At 56.4% G+C, this 19,042-nt stretch carries 24 protein-coding genes; 14 read left to right on the top strand and 10 right to left on the bottom strand.

What is annotated here, in order from left to right:
* Nucleotides 1–138: 138 nt before the first annotated feature.
* Nucleotides 139–1,023 (top strand): DMT family transporter, encoded by an 885-nt coding sequence (locus SB719_RS08310; protein WP_065649545.1) that lies wholly within the window; start codon nucleotides 139–141, stop codon nucleotides 1,021–1,023.
* Nucleotides 1,024–1,152: 129 nt separating this feature from the next.
* On the opposite strand, the gene SB719_RS08315 is transcribed toward SB719_RS08310, so the two are convergent.
* From SB719_RS08315 to ghrA, 3 genes are read right to left on the bottom strand one after another with little or no spacing between them, the layout of a single operon-like run.
* Nucleotides 1,153–1,713: a molecular chaperone gene (locus tag SB719_RS08315; RefSeq protein ID WP_065649546.1), complete on the bottom strand. Its 561-nt coding sequence runs from the start codon at nucleotides 1,711–1,713 to the stop codon at nucleotides 1,153–1,155.
* A gap of 24 nt (nucleotides 1,714–1,737) precedes the next feature.
* Nucleotides 1,738–2,475: a phosphatase gene (locus tag SB719_RS08320; protein ID WP_065649547.1), complete on the bottom strand. Its 738-nt coding sequence runs from the start codon at nucleotides 2,473–2,475 to the stop codon at nucleotides 1,738–1,740.
* A 21-nt stretch (nucleotides 2,476–2,496) separates the two neighbouring features.
* Nucleotides 2,497–3,435: a glyoxylate/hydroxypyruvate reductase GhrA gene (gene ghrA, locus SB719_RS08325; RefSeq protein ID WP_304232549.1), complete on the bottom strand. Its 939-nt coding sequence runs from the start codon at nucleotides 3,433–3,435 to the stop codon at nucleotides 2,497–2,499.
* Nucleotides 3,436–3,639: 204 nt separating this feature from the next.
* Here ghrA and treA point away from each other — a divergent pair, with 204 nt between their 5' ends.
* Complete coding sequence (gene treA / locus SB719_RS08330) at nucleotides 3,640–5,319, top strand: alpha,alpha-trehalase TreA (protein ID WP_065649549.1); 1,680 nt, start codon at nucleotides 3,640–3,642, stop codon at nucleotides 5,317–5,319.
* A gap of 67 nt (nucleotides 5,320–5,386) precedes the next feature.
* Here the strand turns inward: treA and SB719_RS08335 are convergent, their stop codons facing one another.
* Nucleotides 5,387–5,635: a GlsB/YeaQ/YmgE family stress response membrane protein gene (locus SB719_RS08335; protein ID WP_039383925.1), complete on the bottom strand. Its 249-nt coding sequence runs from the start codon at nucleotides 5,633–5,635 to the stop codon at nucleotides 5,387–5,389.
* Nucleotides 5,636–5,806: 171 nt separating this feature from the next.
* Between SB719_RS08335 and SB719_RS08340 the strand changes: the two genes are divergently transcribed.
* Both SB719_RS08340 and SB719_RS08345 read left to right on the top strand, forming a co-directional pair.
* Nucleotides 5,807–6,538, top strand: a complete 732-nt coding sequence (locus tag SB719_RS08340) for a flagellar brake protein (protein WP_065649550.1) — start codon at nucleotides 5,807–5,809, stop codon at nucleotides 6,536–6,538.
* A gap of 89 nt (nucleotides 6,539–6,627) precedes the next feature.
* Complete coding sequence (locus SB719_RS08345; RefSeq protein ID WP_065649551.1) at nucleotides 6,628–7,755, top strand: mechanosensitive ion channel family protein; 1,128 nt, start codon at nucleotides 6,628–6,630, stop codon at nucleotides 7,753–7,755.
* Between the two features lie 15 nt (nucleotides 7,756–7,770).
* Here the strand turns inward: SB719_RS08345 and emtA are convergent, their stop codons facing one another.
* Nucleotides 7,771–8,400 (bottom strand): membrane-bound lytic murein transglycosylase EmtA, encoded by a 630-nt coding sequence (gene emtA / locus SB719_RS08350; RefSeq protein WP_075050745.1) that lies wholly within the window; start codon nucleotides 8,398–8,400, stop codon nucleotides 7,771–7,773.
* Nucleotides 8,401–8,564: 164 nt separating this feature from the next.
* Between emtA and ldcA the strand changes: the two genes are divergently transcribed.
* Together ldcA and SB719_RS08360 are read left to right on the top strand one after the other, a co-directional pair.
* Nucleotides 8,565–9,488, top strand: coding sequence for a muramoyltetrapeptide carboxypeptidase (ldcA, locus tag SB719_RS08355; protein WP_065649553.1), 924 nt, complete (start codon nucleotides 8,565–8,567; stop codon nucleotides 9,486–9,488).
* A 23-nt stretch (nucleotides 9,489–9,511) separates the two neighbouring features.
* Complete coding sequence (locus tag SB719_RS08360) at nucleotides 9,512–10,174, top strand: MBL fold metallo-hydrolase (RefSeq protein ID WP_065650483.1); 663 nt, start codon at nucleotides 9,512–9,514, stop codon at nucleotides 10,172–10,174.
* Here SB719_RS08360 and SB719_RS08365 read toward each other — a convergent pair whose 3' ends face one another.
* The 3 genes from SB719_RS08365 to SB719_RS08375 all read right to left on the bottom strand — a co-directional run bounded on the left by SB719_RS08365 (nucleotide 10,175) and on the right by SB719_RS08375 (nucleotide 11,324).
* The gene (locus SB719_RS08365) at nucleotides 10,175–10,588 is read right to left on the bottom strand and encodes a GNAT family N-acetyltransferase (RefSeq protein WP_304232543.1); all 414 of its coding nucleotides are present in this window, start codon (nucleotides 10,586–10,588) and stop codon (nucleotides 10,175–10,177) included.
* Between the two features lie 20 nt (nucleotides 10,589–10,608).
* Nucleotides 10,609–10,992, bottom strand: a complete 384-nt coding sequence (locus SB719_RS08370) for a hypothetical protein (RefSeq protein WP_065649555.1) — start codon at nucleotides 10,990–10,992, stop codon at nucleotides 10,609–10,611.
* Nucleotides 10,993–11,144: 152 nt separating this feature from the next.
* Entirely contained in the window at nucleotides 11,145–11,324 is a 180-nt protein-coding gene (locus SB719_RS08375; protein WP_065649556.1) for a hypothetical protein, read from the bottom strand.
* 205 nt (nucleotides 11,325–11,529) lie between these two features.
* Between SB719_RS08375 and SB719_RS08380 the strand changes: the two genes are divergently transcribed.
* The 3 genes from SB719_RS08380 (at nucleotide 11,530) to SB719_RS08390 (ending at nucleotide 12,844) form a co-directional block, all read left to right on the top strand.
* The gene (locus tag SB719_RS08380; protein WP_292972003.1) at nucleotides 11,530–11,859 is read left to right on the top strand and encodes a hypothetical protein; all 330 of its coding nucleotides are present in this window, start codon (nucleotides 11,530–11,532) and stop codon (nucleotides 11,857–11,859) included.
* A gap of 62 nt (nucleotides 11,860–11,921) precedes the next feature.
* On the top strand, nucleotides 11,922–12,473 hold the full coding sequence (locus tag SB719_RS08385; protein WP_304232538.1) for a hypothetical protein: 552 nt from the start codon (nucleotides 11,922–11,924) through the stop codon (nucleotides 12,471–12,473).
* Nucleotides 12,474–12,595: 122 nt separating this feature from the next.
* The gene (locus SB719_RS08390) at nucleotides 12,596–12,844 is read left to right on the top strand and encodes a CsbD family protein (RefSeq protein WP_412159126.1); all 249 of its coding nucleotides are present in this window, start codon (nucleotides 12,596–12,598) and stop codon (nucleotides 12,842–12,844) included.
* 37 nt (nucleotides 12,845–12,881) lie between these two features.
* Here SB719_RS08390 and SB719_RS08395 read toward each other — a convergent pair whose 3' ends face one another.
* Nucleotides 12,882–13,079 carry a DUF6404 family protein gene (locus SB719_RS08395; RefSeq protein ID WP_065649560.1) on the bottom strand — a complete coding sequence of 66 codons (198 nt, stop codon included), beginning with the start codon at nucleotides 13,077–13,079 and terminating at the stop codon, nucleotides 12,882–12,884.
* Nucleotides 13,080–13,372: 293 nt separating this feature from the next.
* Between SB719_RS08395 and SB719_RS08400 the strand changes: the two genes are divergently transcribed.
* Nucleotides 13,373–14,629: a mechanosensitive ion channel family protein gene (locus tag SB719_RS08400; protein WP_412159127.1), complete on the top strand. Its 1,257-nt coding sequence runs from the start codon at nucleotides 13,373–13,375 to the stop codon at nucleotides 14,627–14,629.
* 48 nt (nucleotides 14,630–14,677) lie between these two features.
* Here the strand turns inward: SB719_RS08400 and icd are convergent, their stop codons facing one another.
* Nucleotides 14,678–15,928, bottom strand: a complete 1,251-nt coding sequence (icd, locus tag SB719_RS08405; RefSeq protein WP_039383903.1) for an NADP-dependent isocitrate dehydrogenase — start codon at nucleotides 15,926–15,928, stop codon at nucleotides 14,678–14,680.
* 131 nt (nucleotides 15,929–16,059) lie between these two features.
* Between icd and rluE the strand changes: the two genes are divergently transcribed.
* Genes rluE through hflD form a run of 4 tightly spaced genes read left to right on the top strand, consistent with a single transcriptional unit; the run spans nucleotide 16,060 to nucleotide 19,028 of the window.
* Nucleotides 16,060–16,698: a 23S rRNA pseudouridine(2457) synthase RluE gene (gene rluE / locus SB719_RS08410; protein ID WP_412159128.1), complete on the top strand. Its 639-nt coding sequence runs from the start codon at nucleotides 16,060–16,062 to the stop codon at nucleotides 16,696–16,698.
* Between the two features lie 27 nt (nucleotides 16,699–16,725).
* Complete coding sequence (locus SB719_RS08415; RefSeq protein ID WP_065649563.1) at nucleotides 16,726–17,199, top strand: NUDIX domain-containing protein; 474 nt, start codon at nucleotides 16,726–16,728, stop codon at nucleotides 17,197–17,199.
* Between the two features lie 40 nt (nucleotides 17,200–17,239).
* On the top strand, nucleotides 17,240–18,352 hold the full coding sequence (mnmA, locus tag SB719_RS08420; RefSeq protein ID WP_292972011.1) for a tRNA 2-thiouridine(34) synthase MnmA: 1,113 nt from the start codon (nucleotides 17,240–17,242) through the stop codon (nucleotides 18,350–18,352).
* A 34-nt stretch (nucleotides 18,353–18,386) separates the two neighbouring features.
* Nucleotides 18,387–19,028, top strand: coding sequence for a high frequency lysogenization protein HflD (gene hflD / locus SB719_RS08425; protein ID WP_065649565.1), 642 nt, complete (start codon nucleotides 18,387–18,389; stop codon nucleotides 19,026–19,028).
* Nucleotides 19,029–19,042: the final 14 nt, after the last annotated feature.

A 19,042-nucleotide genomic window follows, 5' to 3' on the forward strand; every position in this document is an offset into this window, starting at 1 on the left:
TATATAGTTATTAGTATGTTGTAATTATAAAGCAGCGCTTTTGCGGATGAGTGCTAAACCGTCGGGTTCAGGTGTCCTGTGCCGCAGGCTTCATGCCATTATTAAGCGTAAGTTCATTTTTCTGGTAAGGATAACCGCGTGGCCGTACGGCATTTTTTTCTGATTCTGTTTGTAGTATCCATCTGGGCGTTTAACAACGTGGCGGTTAAATGGGGGCTGCTGGAGCTGCCGCCGCTGTTTCTGACGTGGATGCGCTTTGTTGTGGTCGCCCTGCTGCTGGTGCCCTTTTGCCGCATCACGCGCGCGCAGCTGCCCTGGCTTATTACGCTCGCGTTTACCTTTGGCTTTATGCACTTCTCTTTGCTGTTTGTCGGCATGCGCTACACCGATGCCGGCACGGCGGCTATCGTCGTGCAGCTGGGCACCCCTATTGCGATGCTGCTGGCGATGGCCATTCTGAAAGAGAAGCTGCGGCTGGTGCAGCTGTGCGGCATCGCTATCTCTCTGAGCGGCGTGGCCGTGCTCTCCGGCAGCCCGACTATTCCCGCCTGGTGGGTACTCTGTATCCTGCTGTGCAGCGCGTTTGGCTGGGCGGTCAGCAACATGATTGTCAAAAAGTCGCCGCCTATCAGTCCGCTGACGCTGACCGGCTGGATCTCATTTCTCGCCGTGCCGCTGGTCGGCGCCGCCTCATGGCTGACGGAATCACATCAGTTCAGCGCCCTTAAAGCGGCGGGCTGGCACGGCTGGTTCGGCATCCTTTATAGCGCTATCGCCTCTTCGATTGTTGCCTATACGCTGTGGTACGCCCTGCTGAAAAAATATAATGTCAATCTGATCATGCCCTACTCGCTGCTGACGCCGGTGCTGGCTGTGATCATGGGCGTGACGGTGCTGGGTGACAGTATGAACAGCTTTAAAGTGTTTGGCGCATCGCTGGTGGTGCTGGGCACCGCTATTGCCGTGCTTAACCTGCGCAATCTGCGTATGCACGCGCGTTTCCCGCGGCTGCGCCGGCGTTAGTGCTCTCTGCTGAGCCTGTAGCCGTCAGTATCTGCAGGCGTCGCCCAGGTTTCAGCAATGCATCAGCGCGTCTGCCGGAGACGCGGCTTATCTGCACGAGCCTCCGGCAGCAGCGATCCCTGCCAGCGATTACGCCTGCGGCGTATCGTCTTCGCTCAGCTCGTCATACATCGCCTGAATCGCCTCGCGACTCAGCTCAGCCAGCGTGCGATAAAATGCCGTGGTGGCGTGCGCTTCAACTTTGCCAAGGAATGCGCCGCACCACGGCAGCAGATAAGATTCAAACAGCGCGCGCTGCGCGTCAGATTCATCTTCTGCAGACTGATCTTCAAGCCACGACGCCGCCAGCAGCAGTACGCCAAAGTGATCGGCGGGTGCGTCACTGAGCGGCATGCCGCGCGCGCTGAGAAATGCCCGGATCTCCGCTTCCGGTGCGCCTTCCGGCCACTGAGACGCATAAGGCGGCACGCTGCACTCCTGACCGACAAACAGCGCGTTGTAATCCGCTGCCAGCGCCTGCGGATCGCTGCTCTGCTGCAGACGCGTCAGCAGCGCATCCTGCTCCAGCGGCCACTGTGCCTGCATTTTGCCTTCGCGCAGCAGCGTAAACAGCGGCATCAGCAGCGGATCCTGGGGCTGACGGTTAAACAGGGAGCCGATCACCCGGCAAAGCATAGAAAATTCATTCATCTGGCAGCATTCCTCACTACAACATTAAAAATCCAGTAATTCCGCGATCCGTTTACCGCTGCGCTGCTCCAGAAAGTCGAGCAGGCGGCGCGGCGTGACATTTAACACCCGATCTTCAGGGAAATCCACCTCGCGCGTAATGCGCAGGCAGTGCTCAAAATGCCCCAGCGTAAAGGCGGTATGGGAATCGGAGCCGAAGGCCAGCTGCCCGCCCGCGTCACGCACCGCCTCCGCAATCGCACGGCAGTTGGGTTCGCTGCCCGGACGCGAATGGGTAAACGAGGAGTTATTGATCTCCAGCGCCACGTTGTAGTGGGCTGCGGCTTCGGCAATCGCGCGAATATCTACCGGGAATTTGGGATTGCCCGGATGGCTGATGATATGCACCAGCCCGCCTGCCATCGCGGCGATCATCGCCTCAGTATGGTGCGCTTTGTCGCGCGGCGTGTAGACCGGCTCGTGAAAGCCCGCGACGATCAGATCCAGGGCATCCAGCATCGGCCCGCTGCAGTCGATCTCGCCCTGCTGGTTTTTAATGTTCGCTTCAATTCCGCGCAGGATCCCCACGCCGTCAATAACCCGCGGCCAGATGCGCATATTGATGAAATGCCAGTGGTGCGGCGCATCTGCCATATCAGGGCCGTGGTCGGTAATGGCAAAGAGCTTCAGGCCAGTCTGTTTCGCCTGGGCGACATAGTCATGCAGCGTACTGTAGGCGTGCGTACTGGCTACGGTGTGCATATGCAGGTCAACGGGATACATATTTTGCTCCTTTGAGATAAATTAATAGCCGCGCTGGCGATCCACGCGCCCCGGGGGCTGCTGCCCTTTTTCCAGCTGCTGAATGGCGCTGGCAATAGCGTCCATTGCCTGCTCCGGCAGCGTAATAGCGGCACTGTGGGGCGTGATGGTGACGTGCGGATGCTGCCAGAGCGCATCGTCCGCTGGCAGCGGCTCCTGCTGAAAGACATCCAGCGCGGCGGCGGCAAGTTGCCCGCTGTTAAGCGCTGCCAGCAGGTCCGCTTCAACCACGTGCGCGCCGCGCGCCAGGTTGAGAAAGTGTGCGCCGTGCGGCAACGCGCGCAGGAAATCCGCGTTAATAAGATCGGTGGTTTCCGGCGTGGCGGGCAGCAGATCAATCACGACCTGGCAGCCGGCAAGAAAGTCGTGCAGCGCGGCGTCACCGTGGAAGGCGTGCACGCCAGGCAGGGTTTTCGGCGTGCGACTCCAGCAGCGCAGCGGAAACCCCCATTGCTGCAGGCTTTCCAGCACGCTGCGGCCCAGCACGCCCGCCCCGAGAACACCAATGGTGAAGGTGTCGCGCGCCGGCAGCGGCAGCGGCTGCCAGCAGCGCGCCTGCTGCTGGCGCTGATAGTCAGCAAAGCGACGATACCAGCCCAGCACGCACCAGTTCGCGTACTCCTGCATCTGTTGTGCCATGCCGGTATCTTCCAGGCGGTACAGCGGCACCTGGTCACTCAGCCTGTCAGGATGCTGACGCTGCTGCTGCAGAAGTTCGTCGACGCCCGCTCCCATCGCGAACAGTCCCTTCAGGCTTCGCCCCGCCAGCATTTCCACCGGCGGCGAACGCACAATGGCATAATCTGCGCAGGCATCATCGCCTGGCTGCCACAGCCGGATTTCCGCGTCCGGCAGTCGACGGGCAACTCCCGTAAGCCAGCACTGCGCGTCCATTGACGGGTGATACCAGATAATCTTCATACGCTTCCTCATTTTCTTTCAGCCTCCGGGAAACCACGCGGCGGAGCAAGTAAAAAACGCCAGCGGCAACAATTTCCTGCGCAATTACCCGGCAGCGCTTCACATTTCCATCGCCCTGCAGCGCCGGGCGGCGCGATAGCGACTAAAGTTGGTTGAGTGGTCAATACGTTAGCGAACCACGTTTTCGGACAAGGAGAAAAACCGATGAGAAAAAATGTCATATTTATGCCCGCGCGTCTCTCTCTGCTGCTTACCACTGCCCTGCTGGCAACCAGCACGCTGGCGCATGCCGAAACCGGGAGCCGGATGCTGAGCCAGCCGCCGCAGCCGCCCGATGTACGCCTGGGTCCGCTCTTCAGCGCCGTGCAGAAAGCGCAGTTCTATCCCGATCAGAAAACCTTTGCTGACGCGATCCCGAAATATGATCCTGCCTCGATTCTTGCTGACTGGCAGATGCAAAAAAAGCAGCGCAATTTCGATCTCAAACGCTTTGTTGATATGAATTTCACCCTGCCCAAAGCGCAGGATAAATATGTACCGCCTGCCGGGCAGAGCCTGCGTGAGCACATCAACGGCTTGTGGCCGGTGCTGACGCGCAGTACGCCGGATGCCGGCCAGTATGATTCGCTGCTGCCGCTGCCAAAACCCTACGTCGTGCCAGGCGGACGTTTCCGCGAGGTCTATTACTGGGACAGCTATTTTACCATGCTGGGCCTGGCAGAGAGCGGCAACTGGGATCGCGTACAGGACATGGTCGATAACTTTGCCACTGAGCTCGATCGCTACGGGCATATCCCTAACGGCAACCGCAGTTATTATCTCAGCCGGTCGCAGCCGCCGTTCTTCAGCCTGATGGTGGACCTGCTGGCAACGCATAAAGGCGATGAGGTTTACCGGCATTACCAGCCGCAGCTGCAGAAGGAGTATGACTACTGGATGGCGGACAGCGACAGCGTGGCGGCCGGTCATGCCAGCAAGCGGGTGGTGAAATTGTCCGATGGTACCCTGCTCAATCGCTACTGGGACGCACGCGACGTGCCGCGTACCGAATCCTGGCTGGATGATGTAAAGACAGCTGAAAAAACACCGGAACGTGACAAGCCGCAGCTCTGGCGCAACCTGCGCGCCGGCGCGGCGTCAGGCTGGGATTTCAGCTCGCGCTGGTTTACCGATGCGCATCATCTCGCCTCTATCCGTACCACAGAGCTGGTGCCGGTTGATCTCAACAGCCTGCTGTTCCATCTGGAACAGACGCTGTCAAAATCAGCCAGACTGGCAAAACAGGATGACAAAGCGAAAGCGTTTGCCGCGGCAGCCGAAAAACGCCAGGCAGCGATTAATCGTTACCTGTGGGATGAGAAACAGGGCTGGTATGCCGATTACGATTTCAGTAAAAAACAGGTTCATAACCAGCTGACGGCTGCTTCTCTTTTCCCGCTCTATATGCAGCTGGCCGGGGATAAACAGGCTGAGCGTACCGCTTCTGCTGTGGAAAAACAGTTGCTTAAACCCGGTGGTCTGGTGACAACCACGGTCAATAATGGCCAGCAGTGGGATGCACCCAATGGCTGGGCACCGCTGCAGTGGGTAGCAGTAGAAGGGCTGGAGCATTACAATCAGCCACAGCTGGCACGCCAGATTGGCCAGCGCTTCCTGCAAAACGTTCAGCAGACCTATGACAAAGAGCATAAGCTGGTGGAAAAATATGTGGTTGAGGGCGCGCAGCTGGGCGGCGGCGGTGGCGGTGAATACCCGCTGCAGGATGGCTTCGGCTGGACCAACGGCGTGACGCTGATGCTGCTGGATAAATATTGCCCGAAAGAAAAAACCTGTAACAGCGCCAGCGACATACCTGATATGCCGGCGCTGCAGCGCGCGAATTGATTTCGCGCTGGCTATAGCCGAAAAAAAACCGCGGCCCGGAGGCCGCGGTTTTTTTATACGGGCAGAGTTAACTGCGCACTTTGCGGTAGATAAACAGCACCACAATGGCACCGATCACCGCCACAACAAAGCTGCCGAAGTTAAACCCGTCAACTCTGCCGAAACCAAACAGGGTACTGATCCAGCCGCCGACAACCGCACCGATGATACCCAGTACCACGGTCAGGATGAAGCCGCCGCCATCTTTACCTGGCATAATCCACTTAGCGAGAATACCGGCGATCAGACCAAAAATAATCCATGAAAGAATACCCATTTGTTGCTCCTTACGTTATGAATCAAGGTGTTCACTGCGATAAGTATAGACGGGTTTTTTTTACCTGCAGCGCAACTGCCGCTTTAATCAGCAGCCAGCCGCTAAAGCTTCAGCGCGTAACGCCGATAATCGTTACATAACGACGATAAGCGCAGCAGCGGGGAGCAGGATGTGAAAGACGCCGATAACGAACAGTATCTCAAACGAGGTACGTTAGCGGTTTTGAATGTGATGAGGGATCTGTCGCGCTATCAAACTCCCCTGATGGTAACGTTTAATCGCGGACAGTTTATCAGCCGTCTGCTGGTTGCCGATGAAGAGTGCATTATTTTCGATCTGGGCAGCAATGCATTGAGCAATGAGTGGGTGCTGGAGAGTCCCGACTTCAACGTTTGTGCAGAGACCTACGGTGCCAAAATTGAGTTCACCCTGGCCGCCCTGTCGCTGGTTGAATATGAAGGATTGCCCGCGTTCAGTGCCCCGCTGCCGGCGTGCGCCTGGCAAATCCAGCGCCGCGAATTTTTCCGCATTAACGCCCCGCTGGAGCCGGCTTTCTGGTGTTATACCCACTGGCCGGATGGCAGCCCGGCGCGCTTTCGCCTGCAGGATCTTTCGCTGGGCGGGGTCGGGGTATTACCGGAAGGGACACTGCCGGAAGACCTTGCCCGTGGTGATACGTTCCGCCAGCTGCGGGTCGAGCTGGGCGAGTTTGGTCAGTTTGAGGTCACCGCAGAGCTGCTGCATATTGGCGAGCGCAGCGTAGTACGCAAAGGCGAAGCCTGCGTCATACCGCGGCTGAGCTTTCGTTTCACGGCAATTGAACCGGTGCAGGAACGCCAGCTGCAGCAGGTGATCTTTGCCCTTGAACGCCTGGCACGCGATAAAGTGAGTCGCTTTCAGTAACTGCCGCTGCGCCTGCAGGATATCTCAGCCAGGCTATGCTTCTCCTTGCCCTTTATTTTAACCAGCGCCCGGCAAGGAGAACCTCCCCCATGGAAAACTGGCTTTCAGCCTCTGGCTGGCAACGCATTTTTCTTAATCAAACCATCTGGATCAACAGCGCCATCATCCTCTTTGGCACCCTTATCGTCTGGTGGCTGTTGCGCACCGCTATCCGCTTTGTTTCTAACCGTATTGCGCACTACAGCGAACAGCGCCACGTGCGCTTCACCGCCATTCTGGTTGAGATCCTGCGCAGCACCAGCCAGTCGCTGCTGCTGATCTTTTCTCTGCTGATTTCGCTGAAATTTGCTGACCTGCCGGCAAACTGGAGCGTGGCAATTGCCCACAGCTGGTTCCTCGCCCTGATTCTGCAGTTCACGCTGTGGATTGACTGCGGCATCCGTCTATGGCTGAAAAGCATGCTGCGCGATCCGCTGCACGTGCGCAATCCGGTCACCACCGTGATCCTCGGCATTCTGCTGCGGGTGGTGGTATGGGTGATGATGCTGCTGGCGATCCTCTCCAACATGGGGATCGACATTACTGCCCTGGTGGCCAGTTTAGGCGTCGGCGGTATTGCCATTGCGCTGGCGATTCAGACCGTGCTGAGCGATGTGTTTGCGTCGCTGGCGATCGGCTTTGACAAACCGTTTGAGCACGGTGATTTTATTGTGTTTGGCGATATCGCGGGCTCCATTGAGCATATCGGTCTGAAAACCACGCGTCTGCGCAGCCTCGGCGGCGAGCAGATTGTCTGCTCAAACACCATTCTGTTACAGCAGACGATCCACAACTATAAACGTATGCAGCAGCGACGCATCGTGTTTAAGTTTGGTATTAACTACGGTACGCCGGCGGAGAAAGTGCGGCAGATTGGCGGCATGGTGAAAACCATCATTGAAGGCGTGCCGGATACCCGTTTTGACCGCGCGCATTTTCTCTCGTTTGATGAGTCGCAGCTTACGTTTGAAGTGGTCTACTTTGTGCTGAGTGCGGATTACAATGTCTATATGGATATTCAGCAGGAAATTAACCTGCAGCTGATGGCGCAGCTGGAGCAGAAGCAGATCCGCTTCGCCTTCCCGATGCGGCGCGTAGAGTTTACCGGTGGCGTGCTGCCGCGTATCAATCTCAGCGATGCGTCAAACGAAGCACCGGCACAGGGTGCGCAGCGTTAAGCTGCGCACCGCGCGCTAGCCAATCGTGCGGTAGGCCGTGGTCACTTTCCACAGATAGCGCGGTGCCTGCGCTGCCGGATGGTTGTTTTGTACATGCTGATAAAACTCATCCGGCGACATCGCGTTAATCATCGCAATGGCGCGCTCGCGATCGCGTGAGAACGTGCGCAGCAGCGCGCCGGCACCGTTGGCATAGGAGACAATGGTGGCGTAGCGCAGCGTCAGCGGATCGCGGATACCGGCCAGCGCAGACTCCTGCAAAATGCGCAGATAGGCGACACCAATATCGATGTTTCTGGCCGGATCGCGCAGCTCAGCTGTTGAGGGCTGCCCGTGACGTCCCTGCACGCGATAGACTTCGCGCCCCGCCGTCGAGGCTTTGATCTGCATCAGTCCTACCGCGTTAGAGCGGCTGACTGCCGCAGGATTGCCGCCCGATTCGACACTGATAATGGCGCTGATTAACTTCTCATCAACGCCATAATGAGTGGCAGCATCTTCTGTAAACAGCGCCCAGGCATCATTAATTTTCGAGGGCGGAGCCTGAGTGAGAGGCGTATTGCGCTCAGGCACTCTGGGTTTTTCCGGTTCACTGGCGCAGCCTGCCAGCAGTAAAGCAGAGAGCATAAGTAGTCGAAATTTCACTGTTTTTCAGGTTCCGCTATAAGAGAGGCGCAGGCTATCATAGCCATGACGGCCAGCAGTAAAATTACCGTTAATCTGAAAATAGCAAAATTCATTATGCTGTCGTGACGCTGTTCACGCAGTTTGTCACTATGAACCCTTCAGTACAGAGCAGGAAAAGCGCGATGCACCCAGCCCGTTCCTTTCGTTTGATCGCCCCTTCTGGCTATTGCCACAACCAGGACGCCGCCCGGCGCGGCATTGAGCGGCTTCAGCACGCAGGCCACCGGGTAGAGAATAGCGCAGTCGTTACCCGCCGCTTTCAGCGCTTTGCCGGTACGGACGCGGAACGGCTGGCGGATATCAATGCACTGGCCGCGCCAGACACGCTGCCGGATATTATTCTGGCGGTGCGCGGCGGCTACGGTGCCACCCGCCTGCTGGATAAGCTGGATTATAGTGGTATTGCGCAGCGCCTGAGCGGTGAGCCAGTCGCGCTGTGCGGCCACAGTGACTTTACCGCTATTCAGCTGGCCCTGCTGGCTCAGACCGGTCTGATGAGCTTCAGCGGCCCGATGCTGGCCGGTAATTTTGGTGCGGATGACGTCTCAGCGTTTACCGACCATCATTTCTGGCAGGCAATCTCCGCCCCGGAACTGATGCTGAACTGGCGGAGTGAAAGCCCGGACCGCGGCCGCTGGCAGGGCCGCCTGTGGGGCGGCAATCTGGCGATGATCTGCACGCTGATTGGCACGCCCTGGCTGCCACAGATCGAAGGAGGCATTCTGGTAATTGAAGATGTTAATGAACACCCGTTTCGCATTGAACGCATGCTGCTGCAGCTGCAGCAGTGCGGTATTCTCGCGCGGCAGCAGGCAATTGTTACCGGTAGTTTTACCAGTACGTCACTCAGCGCCTATGATAACGGCTTCGGTTTCGACACTGTCTGGCAGCGTCTGCGCGATGAGTATCAGCTGCCGGTAATAAGCGATCTGGCGTTTGGTCATGCGCCCGATACCGTCACGCTGCCGCTGGGTGCACATGCTACGCTTGATATTGATGCCGGCGACGCGCGGCTCAGCATCACCGGACATCCGGTGCTGCGATAATATTGTCTGCAGGAGATCGCCCTCTGAAGCCGCTTTATGAAGACTTATGGATCTCCACGCCGGAATTCCCTGCCGAAGAGACCGCTAATGACCTGATGATGCATGGCTTTATGCTACGGCATCCGCGCGGCAACCTGCTGATTGGCCGGGTGGAAAATCCGCTCGATCATGAGTTTCTGGCGGAGGCAGGCGGCGTTATACGCCATTACCTTACGCACTGGCATGAAGCAGCACCCGGTGCACGGCTGATTCAGCAGCGCTTCAGCAGCGCGCTTTACTGCCACAGCCGATCGCTGGGACCCGTTAGCCTGGTGGTTGAACCGGATGAAACCTTTACCCGGCGGGAGGTGCATTTTGGTGATTTTCATCTGCTGCCCACGCCAGGTCACACGCCGGGCAGCAGCAGCTATCTCTATCACTCCCCGCTCGGACAGACCTATCTGTTTGTCGGCGATACCCTTACCTGCGACTACAACCGCTGGATCAGCGTATTAAAGCCTGACAGTAACCCGGCCGAGCTGCGGCAGTCGCTGGAACTTTACCGTACGCTGCGACCCGATGTGGTGCTGATGAGCACTACGCGCGGCCACCTCTCGTGGGTAAAAACGGATCTGTCCGGCTGGCTGGCGGCGATTGACGAAGCGGAGCAGTCGCCGCTGGATCTGCGACAGCAGCCGCTGCTGTAATCAGAGAACTTTGGTCAGGTAGTGGCGCTGGTGATGACGCGGATAGTTATCCAGGCTGAACCGGAGCTGATAACCCTGTTTTTCGTAGAACGGGCGCGCCTGAAAGCTTGCCGTATCCACCTGCGCATAGAGACAACCCCGCGCCCGCGCTTCGTTCTCTGCCGCCGTTATCAGCCGGGTGCCGGCGCCCTGCCCGCGCAGCGCGTCACTGACCCACAGCATGTCGATACGCAGCCAGTTACCACAGGTTGATCCTGTCAAACCTGCTATTTTCCCGCCGCCTGCATCATGAATAAACACGCCCAGCGCTTTGATCTCGCTGACATCAATAAAGCGGCTGTTGAAAGCATTGAGGCCCAGTCTGATGTCGTCGAGATCCTGCGCAGTAACGCTGTCGGTAACGCTGAGTGACATGGTGTTGTTCCTGTGCGGTGTTAAGAAGAGGCGTGCTGACGATCGTCATAACGATCGAGAGAGACGATGGCGGCATCACGCTTCACTGAACGCTGACAGGGAACCAGTTTGTCGCTCTGCGCATAAACGAAAAAGGTTTCACCGCTCTCTTTATTGATGACCAGTCGATCCCCGTTGCGGAACCGCGTGATGGCCACGCTGTCGCCACCCTCAAGGTGGAGACGCTGTTGTCCGGCGGCCACCTGAAAATGTCGCTGCGGCCACATCAGCGTGCTGAGTCCGTAACTGGCGCGGGATACCGTCATGGTGGCCCGCCCCGCACAGGTGATCTGAAATTCACTTTCGCTCCAGGCCGGAGCAATCTGACAGGCCATCAGGCCCGCGGCTATGACCAGAATTTTCATGCTGTTTTTCGCCTGAGTGTGATGTAGTGGTTCGCAGGGTAACACAGCGGGAAGCAGATTAATGCGTGGCGTGCTGCGACTCAGGGCTGGCGCGCTGAGTCGCAGCATAGCCATAAAGCAGGAGTAAAGCCGATATCGCATCGGCCTGACGTTTACTCAGCGGCCACCTGAGCCGCCACCAGCATCAATGCCAGTCCGGCATCTTCTGGATCGAATTTATGCATAACATCGTGGATCGCCGTGACACAGTTCATGACCTGTTTTTTCTTATCGGCATCCAGCTGATCTATCGCCTGCTGAAGAATCATTAAGCTGGCTTCTTCTTCTCTCATTAATTTACCCTATCTTATACTTGCCTGGTGCACTGCGCTGGCAAGAATACCGTTTATCTGCTACCAAAGTCACCCCCTTAACTTGCCTACCGCTTAACACTTAAACAAATCCCAAATGGGAAGTGCAGCCAGACCTGCTATGCTCATAGCAGCGTTAGGCATTGTCGGGCCACTGTCAGACAGGGAAAGAACCAGGATCAGGACCATGTTAAGACTGACTTATTGCATCATTATTATTGCGCTGACGGGCTGCAGTTCGACCCCGAAAGGAATCGATTGTCCCGGTGAAGTGACCACGATTTATGGTCAGTCACTGGGCAATACGCACGCCTGGATCTTCGACCTGGCTAACGCCTTTTCTGTTCAGCGTGACAACGTCACGGTCAGCAGCGGCCCTCTTCGCTCCACTGACCGCTTTCGCTATGTCCCCTCTGCGATTACTGCTGAAGGTTTTTACGCACAGCGCCTGAGCGACAAACAGTTCCGCCTTATTAATCCCTATGAAAACACGATGATCACCTGGCAGTGTCCATAGCCCGTGCACCCCGCAGCGGGATAGTTTATTGTCAGGGTTTATGCTTCCGGCAGATACCGAAAATGGAAAAGAGTCTCGATAACAACGGCTACATCGATTTCCCCTTCCCGGCCACAACCAATGAAGATGGCTCAGTTAACCCCAGCGGCTTTGATCTGACGCAGCAGCCTGAGCGGATTGATGAAATCAAAGCGGGTAAAGATTCTGAAAATATGCGCCGGCTGCTGGAAGAGGTGAACCTGCAGGAAGGGCTTTTTATGTCGCTCGCCTGCGATCGTCAGCAGCGTCCGGACCGCGTATGCGGATTTATCGACATCGCCTTTCGTCCGGATGTGGTGCATGCGCATGACGAAGCAGAAGAGCTGGAAGCGCGGTTTGAGCACTACCTCGGCTGTCAGGAGAACCAGCATGAGATGCCTGCCGGCACGCTGGTTAACTATGCGCGCGCCGTGCTGGACTGGGGCTGGTCACCGCTGCATCTGCGCCAGCAACACTATGAGAAAATCACCGTCCGGTTTTACTGTCAGCAACCCGAGGATGCTGAGTGGTGTTTCGACCATTTGCGCCATTTTCTGGTGAGCTGGTATCCCGCCTGGCGCTGCCGTCAGAGATAAACTGTACCTAAACAAAAGCCTCGCCACAGAGATTGTTACATAACCTTTACCGCTGTCAGGTTGCCGGTCCGTCATTCTCTGACTACGCTGAAAGTGACATTCACCACTATCAGGGAGTCAACATGACTGACAAAGCGGAAGCAAAATTGAATGAAGCAGCAGGTGCAGTTCAGGAAAAATTTGGCGAACTGACGGGTTCCTCCCGTCATCAGGCAAAAGGTGCAGCACGGCGCTATCCGGCGCAGGCCAGCTATGCCGTACAGGATGCAGCTGACGGCGTGGTGAGGTCGGTCCGTGATAACCCGACTACGGGTCTGGCGGTGGCTGCCAGCATCGGCGTGATCGTCGGTTTCCTGCTGGGCCGCAAATAATCTGGTCAGCGGGGTCCCGGCCCCGCTGCTCCTGCCGTCACGCGGCCGCGCGCCGCGCTTTAAAACGGGCAACCATCGTACGCAGCGCCTGATAAATCAATCCCGCATACAGACTCATCACCACCGCCATACCGGGCTCTTTTCCCTGCGCCTGCCATGAGACAAACCACATAAATACGCCCCACAGCAGTGAAAAAATCAGCCAGCCTTTAACAAACTTCACAATACCCTGCATAGTGTCTCCCCCGAAACTGAGCGCTGACGATAGCGGCTTCTTCGGCAAAAGGCACGGCCATCAGGCTCAGGATGTTAACTGCTTCAAACTATGCGACTGGCTGACACCAATGTTGCCCGGGTAATTACCTGATGCCGCTCGTCAGTCAGGCGGGCTTAGTGGTATAACTGCAGCCGGCAGTCAGCGGTACTGAACTATTTTCTGACTGACACCGCAATTGCGCACGCGTCGCTTATCGCCCCGTACGGCTTTATGCTTGAATTCCCGCCACCCCGGACCGGCTACTGATTAACATGAGCTACTTCTATACATTCCAGAATTTTCTTGCCGGTGACACGGCGCTTGCGGCCACGGTCAGTCTGCTACTGTTGATAGCGTCGGCGATGATTGCGCACTTTATCTGCAAATTCTTTATCGTAAAGATGGTGCGTAACGTCTTTTTCAGCGCGCATAAAAACCAGGTGCCGCTGGATAAAGATGTCCGCCTGTCGGAAAAACTCTCAAATTTTATCCCGGTTATCATTGTTTACTATCTGCTGCAGTTTATGCCGGGCCTGCCGCAGCATCTGCAGATTGCAGTCAAAACCATCTGCGGCATTCTGTTTTTTATCTATCTCTCGCTGTTCTTTACAGAAATACTGGAGATCATCAACATCTCCTATACCAAAAAGTCGCGGCGTAAAAATCACTCGATCAAGGGCTATATTCAGGTCGGTAAAATCCTGGTGCATATCCTCTCGGCGATCATGATCCTGGCGATTATGTCGAATAAGTCGCCTGTGATTATTATCTCCAGTCTGGGTGCAGTGGCAGCCGTACTGATGCTGGTATTTCAGCACACGCTGCTGTCGCTGGTGGCCAATATTCAGGTGTCATCAAATGATGTGTTGCAGCTGGGCGACTGGATTGAAATGCCGGATAACGGTATCAGCGGGGAAGTCATCGACATTGCGCTGCACACCATTACTATCCGCAACTGGGATAACACGCTGTCGCGCATTCCCACGAAGAATTTCCTGACCGAGACGTATACCAACTGGCAGGCGATGTTCTCCTCCGGCGCGCGGCGCATCATGCGCAGCTTCTATCTCGATCAGACCTCAATTCGCTTTCTGGACCATGAGCTGATACAGCAGATGATGCAGATACGCGGTGTCAGTGAGCAGCTTTCTGTGCTGATGGATGGACGTGAACCCAGCGCACCCGGCGACCGCTGGTTTGCCGAAAATGGCCTGACAAACCTCACCATTTTTCGTAAGTATCTGACCGCCTGGCTGACGCAGCGCGATGATATTAAGAAAGATATGTATATTGTGGTCCGGGCACTTAAACCCTCGCCGGAAGGGTTACCGGTTGAGGTCTACTGCTTTACCTCTTCCGTCATGTGGGCTGATTATGAGGATTCACAGTCAGCGATATTTGAATATATTTATGCCATTGTCGGACAGTTCGCACTGCGGATTTACCAGCATCCGGGCGGCCACGATTTCTGGCGACTGTCGCAGGCGCGTGATGAGACGCTGCGTCCGGGCGATGCTGCAGGCGAATAAAAAAAACGGGAGCCAGTGGCTCCCGTTTTATGCTCTGCCTGAAGCAGATTACATGTTGCTGATGATCGCGTCACCAAACTCTGAACATTTCAGCAGTTTAGCGCCATCCATCAGACGCTCGAAGTCGTAGGTCACGGTTTTAGCCGCGATTGCGCCTTCCATACCTTTGACAATCAGGTCTGCGGCTTCAAACCATTCCATATGACGCAGCATCATTTCTGCCGACAGGATCACTGAACCCGGGTTCACTTTATCCTGACCCGCATATTTTGGTGCGGTCCCGTGCGTGGCTTCAAACAGCGCGCACTCGTCACCGATGTTTGCGCCAGGGGCGATACCGATACCGCCAACCTGTGCCGCCAGGGCGTCAGAGATGTAGTCACCGTTCAGGTTCATACAGGCAATAACATCATATTCGGCCGGACGCAGCAGGATCTGCTGCAGGAAGGCATCTGCAATCACATCTTTAACAATGATCTCTTTGCCGGTGTTTGGATTGTTGAATTTCATCCACGGACCACCGTCGATCAGCTCACCACCAAACTCCTCTTTCACCAGCTGGTAGCCCCAGTCTTTGAAAGAACCTTCGGTGAACTTCATGATGTTGCCTTTGTGGACCAGCGTCAGCGAATCACGATCGTTAGTGATGGTGTATTCAAGCGCGGCACGCACCAGGCGTTTGGTACCCTCTTCTGAGCACGGCTTCACGCCGATACCACACTGCTGCGGGAAGCGAATTTTCTTCACGCCCATCTCTTCGCGCAGGAATTTGATCACTTTGTCCGCTTCCGGCGTACCCGCTTTCCATTCGATACCCGCGTAGATATCTTCGGAGTTCTCGCGGAAGATCACCATATCGGTCTCTTCCGGGCGTTTAACCGGGCTTGGCGTGCCTTTGTAGTAGCGTACCGGACGCAGGCAGACGTAGAGATCCAGCTCCTGACGCAGCGCTACGTTCAGCGAGCGAATACCGCCGCCAACTGGCGTGGTCAGCGGGCCTTTGATGGCTACGCGATACTCTTTGATTAAATCCAGAGTTTCCTGCGGCAGCCAGACATCCTGGCCGTAAAGTTCTGTTGATTTCTCACCAGTAAAGATTTCCATCCAGGAAATTTTACGCTCGCCGTTGTAGGCTTTCTTCACGGCAGCATCAACCACTTTCAGCATGACCGGGGAAACGTCAACGCCGATACCATCACCCTCGATATAAGGAATGATTGGGTTATGCGGGACATTCAGTTTGCCCTGATCAAGGGTGATTTTCTGACCTTCTGCCGGAACAACTACTTTGCTTTCCATTAACCTCTCCTTCGAGCGATTTTTTGTTAATGATTTGTAAGATGCGGGTCAATACTACTTGAATATTTCCCCTACGCCAATCACCGTAGTTTCGCGTTATAATGCGCCGATTGTTACTTACTGCAAAGCTCATGCGAAAAACATCTCAGAAAATTCACCCACCTAAACGCACCGCGGTCTCCCGCCATGCTACACGCCGCCCGACACGTGCGGCTGGCCCGCGCCGTGTAATTTTATTTAACAAACCCTTTGATGTGCTGCCACAATTCAGCGATGACGCCGGGCGCCGCACGCTAAAAGACTTTATTCCGGTCAGTGACGTCTACGCTGCAGGCCGTCTGGATCGTGACAGCGAGGGGCTGATGCTGCTGACCAACGATGGCGCGCTGCAGGCGCAGCTCACCCAGCCCGGCAGACGTACGGGTAAAATCTACTTTGTTCAGGTCGAGGGCGTGCCGCAGGAATCAGATTTATCCCTGCTGCGCAGCGGCGTTGTGCTTAACGACGGCACAACGCTGCCAGCAGGTATTGAGCAGGTCAGCGAGCCGGACTGGCTCTGGCCGCGCACGCCACCAGTGCGCGAGCGCAAAACGATCCCGACCAGCTGGCTGAAAATCACCCTGTACGAAGGGCGTAACCGGCAGGTACGACGCATGACGGCGCATATCGGTTTCCCGACCCTGCGCCTGATCCGCTTTGCGCTGGGAGACCATCAGCTTAACGGTCTTGCTCCCGGCGAGTGGCGCGATATCAGCGCTGAATTTCAATAACCGCAGGTTAATCAAAGCGAGTGAACGATGTTTAAACCTCATGTAACCGTTGCCTGTCTGGTGCAGGCGCAGGGTAAACTGCTGGTAGTCGAGGAGCGTGTCGCCGGACGCATTACCTGGAATCAGCCAGCGGGTCATCTGGAAGCGGATGAGACGCTGCAGGAAGCGGCACGGCGTGAGCTGTATGAAGAGACCGGCATCCGCGCGGAGCTGGACTATTTTCTCGGCGTGCAGCAGTGGATTGCGCCGGACAAGACACCTTTTGTGCGTTTTCTCTTTGGCATTGATTTGCCAGTACCCTGCGTGACCACGCCACTCGACAGCGATATCGATTGCTGCTGGTGGCTGGCTCCGGAGCAAATTCTTACGTCCGATCAGTTACGTTCGCCGCTGGTCGCGGAGAGCATACGGCTGTGGCAACAGGGTGCGCGCTACCCGCTGCAGCTGGTGGCGCCGTTCAACTGGCCGTTTCACAAGGGTGCGCATACCGTGACTCCATGATAGAATGCGCCGCCTGTTTTACTGTAATTAAGAGTGCGTCATGTCTGACAACAGCCAGAAAAAAGTAATCGTCGGAATGTCCGGCGGCGTCGATTCTTCCGTTTCCGCGTGGCTACTGCAGCAGCAGGGCTATCAGGTTGAAGGCCTGTTCATGAAGAACTGGGAGGAGGATGACGGCGAGGAGTATTGCACCGCCGCAGACGATCTGGCTGACGCACAAGCCGTGTGTGACAAGCTCGGCATAAAACTGCACAAAATTAACTTTGCGGCTGAATACTGGGACAATGTGTTTGAGCATTTTCTCGACGAATACAAAGCGGGGCGCACGCCCAATCCCGATATTCTCTGCAACAAAGAGATCAAATTTAAGGCGTTTCTTGAATTCGCTGCCGACGACCTTGGCGCAGATTATATCGCTACCGGCCACTATGTGCGTCGGGCCGATGTGGCAGGCAAAAGTCAGCTGCTGCGCGGACTTGATGGCAACAAAGACCAGAGCTATTTCCTCTACACCCTGAGCCACCAGCAGATCGCCCAGAGCCTGTTCCCGGTCGGGGAACTGGAAAAACCGGAAGTGCGCCGCATTGCCGAACAGCTGGATCTGATTACCGCGAAGAAAAAAGATTCGACCGGTATCTGCTTTATCGGTGAGCGTAAATTCCGCGATTTCCTCGGGCGTTATCTGCCTGCGCAACCAGGCGAGATTGAGACAGTTGACGGTGACATTGTCGGTGAGCATCAGGGGCTGATGTATCATACGCTCGGCCAGCGTAAAGGTCTGGGCATTGGCGGCCGTAAAGAGAGCAATGACGATCCCTGGTATGTGGTGGACAAAGATGTCGCGCGCAACCGGCTGATTGTCGCGCAGGGTGGTGACCATCCGCGCCTGATGTCAGTCGGCCTGATTGCCCAGCAGCTGCACTGGGTCGATCGTCAGCCTGTAACCGCCCCGCTGCGCTGCACGGTTAAAACCCGCTACCGCCAGAGCGATATCCCGTGTGAAATCCTGCCGCTTGGCGACGATCGCATTGAGGTGCGTTTTGATGAAGCGGTTGCTGCGGTGACGCCGGGCCAGTCTGCGGTGTTCTATCTGGACGACGTCTGCCTCGGTGGCGGTATTATTGAGCAGCGCCTGCCGCTGCCAGACGCCTGAAACGGCGCCGCTGATTTTTCTGCAGGAGTAGAGCGTGGCTAAAAATTTTTATGATATTACGCTGGCGCTGGCGGGCATTTGCCAGGCCGCACAGCTGACGCAGCAGCTGGCACATCAGGGTCAGTGCGACAGCGCAGCGCTGCAGGTGTCCATGCGCAGCCTGCTTGATCTCAATCCCGCTTCCACGCTGGCGGTGTATGGTAATGACGAAGCCAATCTGCGCCTGGGTCTGGAGACGTTAATGGCGGTGCTGAACAGCGGCAGCCGCCAGGGTGCCAGTGCTGAAATGACGCGCTACACGCTGGGTCTGATGGTGCTGGAGCGCAAGCTCAGCGGCAACAAAACAGCGCTGGCGACGCTGGCACAGCGCATTAGCCAGCTCGATCGCCAGCTGGCGCACTACGGCCCCGAATCCGATACCATCACCAGCGCCATGGCGGGTATCTATGTCGATGTTATCAGCCCGCTGGGTCCGCGCATACAGGTTACCGGCTCACCGCAGGTGCTGCAGAATACTCAGGTACAGAACAAAGTACGCGCTGCGCTGCTGGCGGGGATCCGTTCAGCGGTGCTCTGGCAGCAGTGTGGCGGTGGCCGCCTGCAGCTGATGTTCTCACGCCAGCGTCTGCTGAATGAAGCCAACGCTATTTTATCCCGGCTGGGTCCGGCGTATTAAGCGCCGCCCTGCCC

The organism is Pantoea sp. SIMBA_079 (assembly GCF_046940275.1).
Classification (GTDB): domain Bacteria; phylum Pseudomonadota; class Gammaproteobacteria; order Enterobacterales; family Enterobacteriaceae; genus Pantoea; species Pantoea borealis.

Bases quoted from the DNA above. Each gene is read 5' to 3' on its own strand.
- SB719_RS08315 (WP_065649546.1), bottom strand. From the start codon at position 1,713: ATGAATGAATTTTCTATGCTTTGCCGGGTGATCGGCTCCCTGTTTAAC.
- SB719_RS08320 (WP_065649547.1), bottom strand. From the start codon at position 2,475: ATGTATCCCGTTGACCTGCATATGCACACCGTAGCCAGTACGCACGCC.
- ghrA (WP_304232549.1), bottom strand. From the start codon at position 3,435: ATGAAGATTATCTGGTATCACCCGTCAATGGACGCGCAGTGCTGGCTT.
- treA (WP_065649549.1), top strand. From the start codon at position 3,640: ATGAGAAAAAATGTCATATTTATGCCCGCGCGTCTCTCTCTGCTGCTT.
- SB719_RS08335 (WP_039383925.1), bottom strand. From the start codon at position 5,635: ATGGGTATTCTTTCATGGATTATTTTTGGTCTGATCGCCGGTATTCTC.
- SB719_RS08345 (WP_065649551.1), top strand. From the start codon at position 6,628: ATGGAAAACTGGCTTTCAGCCTCTGGCTGGCAACGCATTTTTCTTAAT.
- ldcA (WP_065649553.1), top strand. From the start codon at position 8,565: ATGCACCCAGCCCGTTCCTTTCGTTTGATCGCCCCTTCTGGCTATTGC.
- SB719_RS08365 (WP_304232543.1), bottom strand. From the start codon at position 10,588: ATGTCACTCAGCGTTACCGACAGCGTTACTGCGCAGGATCTCGACGAC.
- SB719_RS08370 (WP_065649555.1), bottom strand. From the start codon at position 10,992: ATGAAAATTCTGGTCATAGCCGCGGGCCTGATGGCCTGTCAGATTGCT.
- SB719_RS08375 (WP_065649556.1), bottom strand. From the start codon at position 11,324: ATGAGAGAAGAAGAAGCCAGCTTAATGATTCTTCAGCAGGCGATAGAT.
- SB719_RS08380 (WP_292972003.1), top strand. From the start codon at position 11,530: ATGTTAAGACTGACTTATTGCATCATTATTATTGCGCTGACGGGCTGC.
- SB719_RS08385 (WP_304232538.1), top strand. From the start codon at position 11,922: ATGGAAAAGAGTCTCGATAACAACGGCTACATCGATTTCCCCTTCCCG.
- SB719_RS08390 (WP_412159126.1), top strand. From the start codon at position 12,596: ATGACTGACAAAGCGGAAGCAAAATTGAATGAAGCAGCAGGTGCAGTT.
- SB719_RS08395 (WP_065649560.1), bottom strand. From the start codon at position 13,079: ATGCAGGGTATTGTGAAGTTTGTTAAAGGCTGGCTGATTTTTTCACTG.
- SB719_RS08400 (WP_412159127.1), top strand. From the start codon at position 13,373: ATGAGCTACTTCTATACATTCCAGAATTTTCTTGCCGGTGACACGGCG.
- icd (WP_039383903.1), bottom strand. From the start codon at position 15,928: ATGGAAAGCAAAGTAGTTGTTCCGGCAGAAGGTCAGAAAATCACCCTT.
- rluE (WP_412159128.1), top strand. From the start codon at position 16,060: ATGCGAAAAACATCTCAGAAAATTCACCCACCTAAACGCACCGCGGTC.
- SB719_RS08415 (WP_065649563.1), top strand. From the start codon at position 16,726: ATGTTTAAACCTCATGTAACCGTTGCCTGTCTGGTGCAGGCGCAGGGT.
- mnmA (WP_292972011.1), top strand. From the start codon at position 17,240: ATGTCTGACAACAGCCAGAAAAAAGTAATCGTCGGAATGTCCGGCGGC.